Source organism: Mesomycoplasma bovoculi M165/69, from assembly GCF_000524555.1.
GTDB lineage: Bacteria > Bacillota_I > Bacilli_A > Mycoplasmatales > Metamycoplasmataceae > Mesomycoplasma > Mesomycoplasma bovoculi.
In genome coordinates this window covers 385,728-399,014 of sequence record NZ_CP007154.1, presented here as the reverse complement: position 1 = coordinate 399,014, position 13,287 = coordinate 385,728, and the positions used below count along the sequence as shown (strand labels likewise).

At 27.8% G+C, this 13,287-nt stretch carries 10 protein-coding genes; 7 read left to right on the top strand and 3 right to left on the bottom strand.

What is annotated here, in order from left to right; translation table 4 throughout:
- Positions 1-2 precede the first annotated feature (2 nt).
- Positions 3-1,178 carry an oxidoreductase gene (locus tag MYB_RS01555; RefSeq protein ID WP_022934768.1) on the top strand — a complete coding sequence of 392 codons (1,176 nt, stop codon included), beginning with the start codon at positions 3-5 and terminating at the stop codon, positions 1,176-1,178.
- 110 nt (positions 1,179-1,288) lie between these two features.
- Here MYB_RS01555 and MYB_RS01550 read toward each other — a convergent pair whose 3' ends face one another.
- From MYB_RS01550 to mraZ, 3 genes are read right to left on the bottom strand one after another with little or no spacing between them, the layout of a single operon-like run.
- Positions 1,289-2,302: an FtsZ/tubulin family protein gene (locus MYB_RS01550; RefSeq protein WP_022934769.1), complete on the bottom strand. Its 1,014-nt coding sequence runs from the start codon at positions 2,300-2,302 to the stop codon at positions 1,289-1,291.
- The gene (gene rsmH / locus MYB_RS01545) at positions 2,286-3,197 is read right to left on the bottom strand and encodes a 16S rRNA (cytosine(1402)-N(4))-methyltransferase RsmH (protein ID WP_022934770.1); all 912 of its coding nucleotides are present in this window, start codon (positions 3,195-3,197) and stop codon (positions 2,286-2,288) included. The genes MYB_RS01550 and rsmH overlap by 17 nt, the downstream gene beginning before the upstream one ends.
- Positions 3,197-3,637, bottom strand: coding sequence for a division/cell wall cluster transcriptional repressor MraZ (mraZ, locus tag MYB_RS01540; RefSeq protein ID WP_022934771.1), 441 nt, complete (start codon positions 3,635-3,637; stop codon positions 3,197-3,199). The genes rsmH and mraZ overlap by 1 nt, the downstream gene beginning before the upstream one ends.
- A 299-nt stretch (positions 3,638-3,936) precedes the next feature.
- On the opposite strand from mraZ, the gene MYB_RS01535 reads away from it, so the two are divergent.
- Genes MYB_RS01535 through MYB_RS01510 form a run of 6 tightly spaced genes read left to right on the top strand, consistent with a single transcriptional unit; the run spans position 3,937 to position 13,279 of the window.
- Positions 3,937-4,953, top strand: a complete 1,017-nt coding sequence (locus tag MYB_RS01535) for a nicotinate phosphoribosyltransferase (protein WP_022934772.1) — start codon at positions 3,937-3,939, stop codon at positions 4,951-4,953.
- Positions 4,934-5,698, top strand: a complete 765-nt coding sequence (locus MYB_RS01530; protein ID WP_022934773.1) for a tRNA1(Val) (adenine(37)-N6)-methyltransferase — start codon at positions 4,934-4,936, stop codon at positions 5,696-5,698. The genes MYB_RS01535 and MYB_RS01530 overlap by 20 nt, the downstream gene beginning before the upstream one ends.
- Positions 5,691-7,220 carry a methionine--tRNA ligase gene (gene metG, locus MYB_RS01525; RefSeq protein ID WP_022934774.1) on the top strand — a complete coding sequence of 510 codons (1,530 nt, stop codon included), beginning with the start codon at positions 5,691-5,693 and terminating at the stop codon, positions 7,218-7,220. Before MYB_RS01530 ends, metG begins: the two co-directional genes overlap by 8 nt.
- A 47-nt stretch (positions 7,221-7,267) precedes the next feature.
- The gene (locus MYB_RS01520) at positions 7,268-9,904 is read left to right on the top strand and encodes a hypothetical protein (RefSeq protein WP_022934775.1); all 2,637 of its coding nucleotides are present in this window, start codon (positions 7,268-7,270) and stop codon (positions 9,902-9,904) included.
- 1 nt (position 9,905) lies between these two features.
- Complete coding sequence (locus MYB_RS01515) at positions 9,906-12,710, top strand: P110/LppT family adhesin N-terminal domain (RefSeq protein ID WP_022934776.1); 2,805 nt, start codon at positions 9,906-9,908, stop codon at positions 12,708-12,710.
- A gap of 23 nt (positions 12,711-12,733) precedes the next feature.
- Positions 12,734-13,279: a hypothetical protein gene (locus MYB_RS01510; RefSeq protein WP_144084176.1), complete on the top strand. Its 546-nt coding sequence runs from the start codon at positions 12,734-12,736 to the stop codon at positions 13,277-13,279.
- Positions 13,280-13,287 lie beyond the last annotated feature (8 nt).

Genomic DNA, 13,287 nt, shown 5'->3' with positions numbered 1-13,287 from the left:
TTATGAACAAAAAAGTTTTTCATCCTTTTTATTTAGGCAGTTATTTGCTTGAAAATAGGTTTGTTGCTTGTCCAATAAATTTAAATTTAAGTCAAAAAGGCTTTGTAAATTTAGCAGATATTGAATTTGCGGCTCGTCGAGCACACTCTGCACCACTTACAATCACAGGTGGACTTTATGTGAGTGAAAATGGTAAACTTTTTGATTATGGAATCAGCATTAGTGATGATAAGTACATTTATGGTTTATCTAAATTAGCAAGTGCTATGAAATCAAAGCACAAATTAGCAGTTGCACAACTAATTCATGCTGGTTCGCATTCGCTTGCAACACTCAATGAAGTTGGTCACACTTATGGAGTTAGCGCTAATTTTTTGGAATTTCCCCAACCTCACAAAGTCTTAGAACTTTCTAAAATGCAAATTGAAGAAATTATAAAAGACTATAAAAATGCCACAAAAAGAGCAATTAAAGCTGGTTTTGATGGTATTGAAATTTCGTGTGCTCAAAAATTGCTTCCCCAACAATTTTTTTCTTGTTTTTACAATAAACGCAATGATGAATATGGTTGCAGCACCATTGAAAATCGTTCTCGATTTATTTTGCAAGTCTTAGAAGGGGTTAGTCAAGTGATTGAGGAATTTGCAACTACAGATTTTATTTTAGGATTTCGTTTTACACCTGAAGAAACTCGCGGAGATGAACTTGGTTATACAATTGAAGATTTTATTGATCTTTTTGAAATTATTTTTGCTAAAAAAATTAAGTTATCATACTTAGCAATTGCGAGTTGAGGTCGAAGTGTGTTTTTAAATAAAGTTCGCTCTAAAGGTATTTATTATAATGAACTAGTTTCTAAAGTGGTTTATCAATATTTAAATCATAGAATTCCATTAATTATTAGTGGTTCTATAAATAGCGCGCAAAAAATAAATCAAGCTAGTTTATATGCAGACTTAATCGGTATTACATCAGCTTTTGTGGCTAATCCAGAATTTGCTTGAGATTTGGAAAAGGGTGCTAAAGAACTTGATTTGAGCATCACTGATGACAAATTGAAAGACTTATGCATTCCCCCGCAAGCTTTTCAAAAAATTTTTAGCTACTTTTCTTTTGGTCAATCACTTCCTAATAAGGCAGAACAAATTTTGGCACAAAATGCTCAAAAAAATAAATAAAAAAAACCTCAATTGAGGTTTTTTTAAAATTTAATTCAATTTAACTAAATTGCCAAACTTCGCCATACATCATCTAGCTTTTTAGTTGCCTTAAAGTAAATTGCTCATCTTTAATCGACTAGTGTATCCAAATCTAAATCATTTAAGTCAAATTCATTAAGTGTATCTGAATTTGTTGGATAATTACTCTCTTTGAAATTATAGCGTTTTTCACTAGCTATTAGACCAACTTTGATGTCATTAACTAGTTCGTTTCTTCTTAAGAGACAGTATGAATAATTTAGTTTGTTGCTATCAAATTTAGATTTAATTGAATCTAAAATATTTTTAATTTCAAGTTGAGTAATTGTTTCTGAAGCACTTATTGAAATAAGTAATTCATCAAATTTTTTTCAATCAAATTGCTCAGCAGGGTTGGCAAACAAATCATTAGCCACTCTTTTTGAGCGTCAAATTTTATCGTTATCACCAGTTGCTATTGCTTGACTTACATATAAGTGTTTGTTGCTTTTTAAAGCAGATTTCATAAGTGAAAGGTTGATTGGAATAACTTCATTTTCTTGAATTACTGTATCAGTTATCACTTCCACAATGTCTTGAAGTTTATTATTAATGAGCTTGTCTAAATCACTCTGTTGAAAATTTTCATATGTTTCTGAAAAATTTTTACCAGATATGACAACAAGAGAATCAACTTTATCAACTATAAAATCCAATGTATCCTTACTATTTTCTTCTTTGAATTTTCATTCAATATCATTTGGTAATACTACTACAGCAATAGTGATGATGTTAAGTTCTTTTGCAATTTGTGCTAAAGCACGAATTGCTCCAGAACCAGTTGCACCTCCAAGACTAGCAAATAAAAACAAAAATTTAACATTTGCTAATTTGGATTTAATCACTTCTTTGTAGTCTAGTACCATTTGGTGTGCCAAATTACTATCATAGCCAAAACCATCGCTATCTAAAATGATACTTTGATCAAAGTCAAATTGACCAATCATTTCACTTTTGATATTAATGTAAAACTTTGAAAAATTAGTTTGAGGCAATTTTTTTACATTTTGCACTCCAAAATTACCTAATCCCATTAGCATAATTTCACTAAATTTTTCTTTCATTTTCATCCTTTAGTTTTGTTAAAATTCGCAATTTAGCACTTTTAGATCTAGGATTTGATTCGATTTCTTGCAAAGTCGGTCAAATCGTTTTTACAAAACAACTAGGTTCATCTTTGACAAAAAAAGGAGTTTTATTTTTATCTAGCAATTTTTTAAAGCTAAATTTAACAAGTTTGTCTTCTAGTGAATGAAATGTAATTACTGCAAACTTTCCACCTTGCTTTAAGAAAGAAAGGAAACAAAACAACAACGATTGCAAAGCATCAAGTTCGCCATTAACTGCAATCCGCAATGCCTGAAAGACATTTTTCACTAAATTTTTTTTAGCTAACAACGCAGGAGATAAACAATTGCGTACAATATTTACAAGTTCAAATGTGGTATTGACAGGTCTGTTTGAAATAATAGCTTTGGCAATTTGACGTGCTGGTTTAATTTCACCATAATTTGCTAAGATTTCAATTAATTGTTGCTCACTATAACTGTTGAGAATTTGATGAGCATCAAGAGTTTGGCTTTGATCCATTCGCATATCTACACGAGCATCAAAGCGATAAGAAAAACCTCGTTCAGGGTCATCGATTTGTGGTGAACTAACACCCAAATCGGCAACAATACCATCAACTTTACTAATCCCTAACTCATTCATATGATTTTCAAAATTAGCAAAGTCAGATCAAACAAAAATAACATTTTTTGAAATTGCAAGTAACTTGTTTTTGCTAGCTTCAATTGCTTGTTTGTCTTTGTCAAAAACAATTAATTTGCCAGTTGTTAATTTTTTTAAAATGGCAATTGAATGTCCACCTCGACCAAGGGTGAGATCAACATATATGCCATCTGGGTTAATATTTAATTGATCAACTAGTTCTTTTAACAAAACAGGAATATGCATTATAACTCTACCCCTGATTCAACTAGTTTTTCTTCTAACTTAGCAACATTTTCCTTATCTGTAAAAAAACTATTAAAGGCTTCATAACGATGCTTTGGTCAGATTTCAATTTTTTTACCAACGCCAACTAAATAGAGCTGTTTTTCGATAGCAGCTAGGTCAAGAAGATTCTTGGGAATCAAGAACCGACCTTGACCATCAAGACTAACTTTGACAGTATTACCAAAAAAATATCTTGTAAAATCCCTAAAACTTTTATCTAGAGAATTTCTTTGATTTAGTTTTTCAGCAAGTGCATCAAAGTTATGTTTGCTACGTATTTCAAGAATTTGCTCTAAACTAATAGATAAATAGAATTGTTCTCCTATTTCTTCGCGAAAATTAGGGGGTAATACAATTCTATTTTTTTCATCTAAAGCTCTTAAAATAGTTCCAAACATATTCACTTATTACCACTATCACCCACAATTATACATTTTTTTAATTTTAATTGTCAAAAAAAATTATTTTTTTTATTTTCACTATATAAAAGCACTAGATTTTCATTGTTTTTTAGATTTAAGATTTGTGTAATTTTTTTTGCAAAAACATAAAAAATCAGCCAAAATTGCTGATTTTTCTAAAATTTTTATCAATTAAAATTTAAATTATGTTCACTAATTTAAAAATGTTTTTTAATAATAAACTATAATTTATATTATAGAAAAGGCTTATAAGATAATTTAATAAGTGATTTGAAATGATAAAAATTAATAAATTTGTAGCAGACTATTTTTTTAAAACAGAAAAAATAGTTGCAAAAAATAACCCAAGTAACATTGTTGTTTTGCAATTTTTTCAAAGAAAAGAATTAGCTGTTTTAGCTGGTATTAATGAAGCGCTTGAATTTTTGAAAAAAAACACTGATACTAGCAAGTATAAAATTAAATTTTTACCCGAAGGAAGCTTAATTTCTAGCAGAGAAGTGGTTTTAGAATTAGAAGGTCCCTTACATGAATTTGGAATTTATGAAGGAATTATAGATGGGATTTTAGCTCGTTCAACTTCTATTGCAACAAATGCTTATAAATGTGTTGAAGCTGCAAAAGGCAAAGAAATTATTTATATGGCTGATAGAAGCGATCATTATTTACTCCAACAAATTGATGGCAAAGCTGCTCGCTTGGGAGGGGTTAAAGTCTTTAGTTCCATAGCCCAAAATGGCGAGTATGAAATGTCAAATTTTGGATCAATGCCTCATGCATTAATCCAAAATTTTTCTGGAAACATAGTAGAAGCTTGCAAGGCTTATCACCGGATGTTTCCTGAAGATGAACTTATAGCTCTTGTTGATTTTAATAATGATGTTATCACTGACTCACTAAAAGTGCTTGCCGAATTTGGCGATAAACTCTATGGAGTGCGTGTTGATACATCGCAAAATGTAGTTGATAAATCATTTACCAATCCAAAACCTGAAGATTTTGGAGTTAGCTTAAATTTGATTAAAAATTTGCGTTTGGCGTTAAATGAACACAATGGTAAACATGTTAAAATTATTGTTTCATCTGGATTTGATGCTGAAAAAATAGCTTATTTTGAAGCCAACCAAGCACCTGTTGATAGCTATGGTGTCGGTGAGTTTATGACAAAAATAAACTATAATTTTAGCGCAGATGCAACAATGCTAAATGGTACAAAAATAGCTAAATTTGGTCGTTACTATCAAGAAAATAAACGCTTAATTCAGTGAAGAGATGACGAAAGTATTAAATAATTTAGGTTATAATCCAGATCTTAAAATTTGACAAGACAAGTCGATGTTTAACTATTCTGTGGACACTATCTTGCTTGGAAATTTTATTGATCTTGGTAAAAAAATTAAGCGGGCTTGTGAAGTTGGTGCCAACAATGGAGCCTTATCAATTTTTGTAGCTCATAGAGATTCAAAATTACAAATAGATGCTATTGAAATCAACAAAAAAGCAATCAATTTGGCCAAAGAAAATGTTGTTTTGAATGATAAACAAAGCCAAATTAATGTTATTGAAGCTGATTTTAATGATTTTTGAAAAGAGCATAATGCTCGTGTTGGGCAAAAATATCATTTAGTTTTTGCCAATCCACCTTATTATAAGATGGATACAAAAATAATTAAAAATGTTAGTGATGAAATCAAAAGAGCAATTTATGAAGTTGATTTGACACTAGAAGAGCTTATTGTAGGTGCTGGAAAAATTTTGGATCAAAAGGGCAAACTTGCACTTGTATTACCAATTGAACGCTATGTTGACTTACTAGAATTGCTTAGATTACACAAATTTGAACCCAAAAAAACTCAGTTTGTAGCTCCCAGATTGGGCGAGGCTCCAAAATTTGTGTTAGTTCAAGCTGAGTTTGCAAGTTCTTGAGGAGGACATTATCTTCCAATTTTGTACTTACATCCCAAAGACAAAACTAAACATGTATATCGCAAAGAAATTCAAAAACTTTATGTTTGCAAAAAGGTGAAAAATGGCTAAAAAATTTTATATAACTACTCCAATTTATTATGCTTCTGGCAATTTACATATCGGCCACCTTTACACAACAACAATTGCATGAGTGATCCGAAATTACAAAAGATTGCAAGGTTTTGATGCAAAAATGCTTACAGGTTCAGATGAACATGGGCAAAAAATTGCTCAAAGCGCTGCTAAAGTAGGTCTAGAGCCGCAAACTTTTGTAGATCAAACAGCTGCAAAGTTTGTTGATTTGTGAAAAAAATTTGACATTGATTATGACTTTTTTATTCGCACAACAAATGAACCACATAAAAAATTTGTGAAGCAAATTTTTACCAAATTGGTTGAAAAAGGCTATATTTACAAAGATTTTTATCGTGGACTTTATTCAGTTAGTGATGAAGAATTTTTAACTCCAAAGCAAGCTGTTTTTAAAGATGGTGCATATTATCACCCAGTTAGTGGGGCTAAAGTTGAAGAAATTGAAGAAGAATCATACTTTTTTGATATGCAAAAAATGCAAGATTGACTAGTTGATTTTTGAAACAAACATCCCAATTTTATTAGTGAAGAAAAAATTAAAAATGAATTAATTAAGAATTTTATTGAAAAAGGTCTCGAAAATCTTTCAGTTACTAGAACTCGCCAAAGTTGGGGAATTCCAACTGAAATTGATCCAAAACATGTTATTTATGTTTGACTAGATGCATTATTTAATTATGTGAGTACTTTAAATGTTGTTGAAGGTGATCCAAATAATAGTTATTGACTTGAAAGTGAACAAATTGTTCATGTAGTTGGTAAGGAGATTACTCGTTTCCACTGTATTTATTGACCAATTTTTTTAAAAGCACTTGATTTTAGATTACCAACAAACATAATCACTCATGGTTGATTGGTCACAAATGAAGGAAAAATGTCTAAATCTAAAGGTAATGTAATTGATCCACTGGATATTTTGGCAAAGTATGACTCAGAAGTTATTAAATTATTTTTTGCAACCCAAATTCCTTTAGGTCAAGATGGAATTTTTGATGAAACTAATTTAACTTTATTTTACAACGCTACTTTAGCTAATAATTTTGGCAATCTAATTAGTAGAACAGTGGCACTCATTGATAAAAATCAACAATGCAATTTAGTTTTCGATAGCAATGTTTTAGAACAAATAGATAAAGATATTTATAGTGAAATTGAACAATCTCAAAAAGAATATAGTAGACTTTTTGATAATTTAGAAGTTGATAAAGCTTTAAAAGTTGCTATAAATTTAGGAAAATCACTAAATTTATACATTGATTTAGCAAAGCCTTGAGCTTGTCAAGATGATGTTAGACTTAACACAATTTTAGTTGCTCTTTTAAATGGTATTTATGCAACAAATGTAATGTTTAGTGTTGCAATGCCAAAAGTTGCTCAAAAAGTATCACAGACTTTAGCTAATTTGGCTACAAGTCTTGATTTAATTCTCAATTTTAATAAGTTTGCAAATCAAAAAATAATAAAATCTGCTGTTATTTTCCCAAGAATTACATTATAAATTTTTTCTTTTTTGTAAAATAAAAGGTATTTTTAAAAATTTAAAATATGAAAATATACAAAATTAAGAAAAACGATAAGAAAAAACTTATCCTAATTGGTTTGAGTGTTATTGCAAGTTCTATTGTACTTGCTACTTCTGTTGGTATAGCAAGTTCTTTAAAACAAAAAGTTATTCAACCTAGTCAACTAGATGAACGAATTAAAAATATAGCAAGTAAAATAAAACCTAATAAAAATATTTTATTTAGTTTTCAACAAAGTAATGAAAGCACTGCAACTCAAGACAAAAGTGTGAAAAACACAATGGTTTCAACAGCGCTTCAGTTTGTTTCCTTAAATGATTTTTTAAACAATGTCAACAAACAAATCACTTCTAATGAAACCAAAAAATATTTGGAAAATTTTTTAAATTTTAATGAAATACTTTTTGAACTAAATACAAAAAGTAGATTTAGAACTGAAGGTAATTCTGATTTTCAACTAGTTAAAAATCCTAGTAATCAAAACCAATGAATTACTAGTAAAAATAATAATTTGTATTTTTTCATTCAAGATCAAAGTAAGTGAGCAAATAATAAAGATAAAGAATCTAAAATAATTGCTGTGCCACTCAATATTGTTGACTTGTTTGGTAAAACTAATTTTGATAATTCATTTAGTTTTTCAGATCTTAAAGTAACTGATTTTTTTAAGCAAAGCTTTAAAGATTCAATAAACCTACAAAATTTAAATATTAATTCAATTAGACAACTGTGGTGACAACAATGGCAAAATAACTTGACAAATAATGGAACCAAAAATACAAAATTTGACTTATCATTAATATCTGTTTTTGATTTTTTACACATTTTTAAAAGTAGTTTTTTTGTTAGCAAAAAAGATAAAGACAATTATTTATTATCAATAATATCTAATAGTTTGAAAAAACCATTAATTAAGCAACTAAATTTTATAGATGCAAATTTGAACGATATTACCAAAGAAAATTTGGATAAATTTTTTGAAATTAATTTTAAATTAGATTCTGATAGTTTGCAAATTTATTTGGACAATAAAGAGAACACACCTTATTTAAAGGTTGATGGTTTGGTAGAAATTAAAACTAAATTCATTGATGTTTCAACTGTAAAAAAAATTGAAATTAAAATTAGTAATTTAAATTTTTTAAATTCAAAACAAGAAAATGGTTCCACAGAATCTGATACCATCTATCATTGATTATCTTCTAAATATCAATATGATTCAGATAAAGTCCAACCTTTTGATTCAAAATCTTCAAATCCTATCGGAATAAATCACTTGGAAAATCTGATAGAAAATCAAGAATACAATCAAGTAAGTGACATTTTAGAAAAACCTGATTTTTATGGTTTGCAACTAAATGATGAACAAAAACTGCAAGCAATTTCAAGAGATTTTAAAAGTATTTCGCCTGAAATGCTTATAGATAATTCAAAAATTGGTCAAAATAAAATTGAAGAGCAAAATCAAATTATTAATGTAGAATCTAAGTTGTTCAAGAATAATTTAGATGTTCCGCGCTTTCTATTTGATCTTGCACATCAGGGTATCTATAATGTTGCAGTTTATTTTTTAGAGATTTTAAAATCAGCAGGTTTTGTTAGCGAAGATACAATATTTTTTAACAATGAGCCAAATAAAATCTTTGAAAAGTTAAGTGAAATCCACTTTATAAATCCAAAAGAAAAGAATTCTAATAGCAAGTTCAAATTTAAATTATTTAGTTTCAATCATGATTATTTAGATACATCATATGTGTTTAATAAAGATGATTCAAGTGATAAGATTCTATATTTATCAACATTGTATATCCCTTTTGATTTAGCATCAATTAAAAATGATTTTGCAACAGAGGATTCTAATCAAATTTTGCACAAAATTGCAACATTTAATAATAAAAGTATCCAAAATTTAAGTGAAAAATCAGGTTTTTTTAGTGGTGTTCAACCTTATTACAAAAATGACAAGAGCAAACAAGTTCCAATTGACAATTTAGCGGATTTACTTTTGGCTTTTTATGCTAAATTGAGATTTTTAGCAAACTCAAATTTTGGTTTTCCATTACTTAAACTTGGAAATCATCTTGGTTATCAAGTTGTTTTTAAAAGTGAAAATAATTCAAATCAAGCAAGTGCTAGTGACAAAAGTGCGATATCTAAAAAACTAAAAATATCTTACCAATACCGCTTTGGTTTTTTAAAAAATGGCAAAATATCTTTTGAGCTTTTTAGAACAGCTTATCGTAGTCTAAATGATATTAATTTTTATCAAGATCAAGTTGAAGAATTATCTGATAAAAAAGAGCAAAATATTTTAAATTTAGATAAGATTGTTTTAGAAACTCCGGAAGCCTTTAAAAAAGTGTATCTTGCACAAAATGATTTTAATAATTTAAATCATTTTGTAACTAGTTTGCCAACTGATGAAGCTTTACAAAAAATAGGCTTAACTAAGTTGATAGATTACTATAAAACTATCAACCCTACACTTTCTTTAGTTTCAAAAGAATTAACAAATGATACAAATTCCAACAATACTATAACTAATTTATCAAAATTTAGCAATCAAAATGTAGCTATTTTACAATTTTTTTTAGAACGTGATGGAAAAACTTCTTCTATCCCATTGACTATTGGTGTGTATAATTTAGAATTGAGTTAAAATGATAATCAAGAAAATAAAAAAATTAAATTATAAATATTGATCATTTATAGGCTTGGGTTTGGCAAGTGCCACTAGTGTTATTTTGTCTTTTGCAATAACAGCTTCTAAAAACACAGTGGAAAGGTCGAATATCAAATCTAAAGTTGATTTTATTAGTGAAAGTGATCTAAAATTACAAAAACAAAAGTACAACATAAACAAAAATGAATTTGATAATTTGGCACAAAATTTATTTGTAAAAAAATTTTTTTTGAACTCAATTTCTGCTCATCAAATTCTATACTACACAGATGAAACTACATTAGATTTGTTAAATGAGCTAACAGATTTGTCAGCTTTTCAAAATCGATGACCAAATTTTTATTTTTATTTAAAAATCGATGACCAGTTGGTTATATCTAAAACAGGTTATGAAATTAAAGGTTTATCTTTGGTGGCTTCAAACATAAATGGTGAAATTATTTTAGAAACACCTACAAAAATAAAGGGATTTTCTGGAGATAAAACACTAGAGAATACAACTGTTACTAAAATACCTAGTGAAAAAAAATCACTAATTTATGTGACTGGAAAATCAAAATTACCTTCATTAAATCCTAAAATTGCAGCCATTACTTTGCAATATTTATTTGATTCTTACAATAAAGCCAATAATAAAAAACAACCACAAAATAATATCACACAAACTCAAGACTCAAGTGATACTAATTTAAATGTAATTAACAAAAATAATGAAAATCAATCTATGGCTTTTAAAAAAGCGATTACCGACATTGGGGCAATTATGTTATTCGATGAAAAAGGTAATTTTTTTAATCTAGATGGTAATAAGTTAATGATTCCAAAATTAGATGATGATGGTCGTTTAATTTTTAAAACATTAAAAGATAACAAACTCGCCTTGACAAGTCAAATTATTGATAAAAAAACTAATCAACTTCTTTTTGAATTAGATTTACCATTAATATTTTCAGAATCACTTGTTGCCAATAATTTGCAAGTAGTTAAGGCTAATTTAAAAGACTATAAAATTAATTCTCAACTAGTTAAAATCGCTCAAAGCTTAGGTTTTACTAATTTATCTGAAATAATTAATGCAAATGCTATTCCTATATTATTAAAAGAAAAACCTTTGTTTGAAAACAAAAATATAAATGAAATTAAATCATTTAATTTTTGATTCAAAAACACTCGTGTGAATGATTCGCAAAAAATGCAAAATCCTTTAAAAATTAGCTATTTTTTTGCAAATCCAATCGGAGTTGCAAAAAATAATATTTTACTAAATGCAGTTTTTGACTTTAGTGTTGAGGGTAAAAATATTAAAATTCCAGAAGGAATTTCCTTTGATGCTGGTTCAAATCAAACAATTACCACTCAAGCTATAACTAATTTTGATTTTAGCAATTATAAAGGCACTTCAACAACTTCATTAGATCAACAAAATACTGAGTTGATGAATCAAATTCAACAAATTAAAAAAGAAATTTTACCCATTAATTTAGATAAAAATTCTCGTGTTTTTGCTAATCAAGTTGACAGTGCTTTTAAATCTATTAAATCACAAAGGTTTTGAAAAAATATAGATAATTCAACATTATCCCTAATTTTTTTATTAAATCAAGCAAGTCAAAAATCAAAAATTAATGGCCAACTAGTAGGTGATTATTTAAAATCTATTTTTGATAAAGTAGCTAACTTGCTAATTGGAAAAATTCAAGTTAAAATACAAAATAAATTTACAAATAATAAATATTATATTGATTTAGAAATTATCAACGAAGGTCAATTAGTCGACACAATTGAATTACAGATTAATAATGTACTACCTACAAACCAAGCTTTTGATGCAGCAATTACTTTAGCACCTAATGTTTTTATAGATCGAAGTGCAGTCAATATTTCTAATGATAGAGTTGTATCTTTTGACAATTTAGCAAGTTTAAAGCAAATTTATTTTAGTAATGCATTAGATAATCCAATCGCCCAAACTAAAGATGGTGTTAGTCTTAAATCGGCACTCACTACTAGTTTGACAAATATAAATGAGCAAAAAAATGACCAAATTATTCAAAATGGTGCAATTTATTTAGCTTTTAAACCAACAGAGTTACCAACAGATGCAAATCAGAAACTTTACTTATTTGGTTCTGATAAAAATTTAAAAGAAAATTCTATAAGTGTTTTTATTCAAAAAACACCAGCTAGCGAATCAATTGCTAATAAGAAAATAAACTTAGAAAATCCCTATTATATTGGTTTAGAATACTTGGATAAAAAAGACACTTCTTCAACAACTAAAAAAATTATTAAAGCAATTTATACTCTGCCAAATATTGTTTTAGATAAGAAAATGAATGAAATAGGCTTACCAAAAACAAATATTCAATACAAATATAAAGGAACAGAAGTTTTGACAGATTTTCTAAAAGATCCTAGTGCAACTTTGTTGCTTGAAATAGTTTTGACTAAAAAAGATTGACAATTTAATTTGTGAACATCTAATTCAAAAAATTCTTTAAACAATTATATTTCTAGCACAATAAATTGAGATTCAACTCAAGAACCAAACAAAGAAGTAAAAGCAAAAGAAGATGAACACCAATCAAAAGATTCATTCAATCATGGTATTGATGTTGGCACATTGGCTTATCAAAATAATTTACAAAATAAAGTAAAATCATTTATCAATTTAAAAGGCTTGGCTATTTTTAACAATAATTCAATGGAAAAAAATAACTTTGAAAGTTTAAGTAATAGATTGAAAGTGATTCAAGGTTTTATTAATCAATATTTTGACTAAAAGTGTATAATTTATTAATTGATATGAAAGTTACATTGAAGCCACTATTATTTTTGTTAGCAAGTTCAACTATCGCATTTGTTAGTTGTGGGCCTAACTTAATATTTGATAATGGTAAAAATTCATCAAATGCAAGTGGTAATATTTTTACTGATGTAATTAATCAATCACATAATGACTATGCTTTGCGTTTAACACACAAAGGCAAAAAAATGTCTTATGAACAGTTTAAAAATAAATTTAAGCAATTTTATGAAGAGAAAAAAAATCAAAATAATAGAGATTTTCCAAATGCTTGTGATCAAGGTGTGCTTTCAAAATGCTTAAATGAAAATGCTATTAATCATTTTGTTATTTTGCAATTCATTAATGATAAAACACTTGAATTTATTTCTAAAACTGGTTTGCCAATTCCATGAGAAAATCCAAGCAATACTTATTTTGATTGGATTTTAAATTGAAATGATGAACAAAAAACTTTATCAGGTAGACTAGAATTTGGTCACTACCATAGTGCTGCAAAACACGCTGCAGGTGACCAAGAATTTAGTATTAAATTTGACAAATAACTATAATT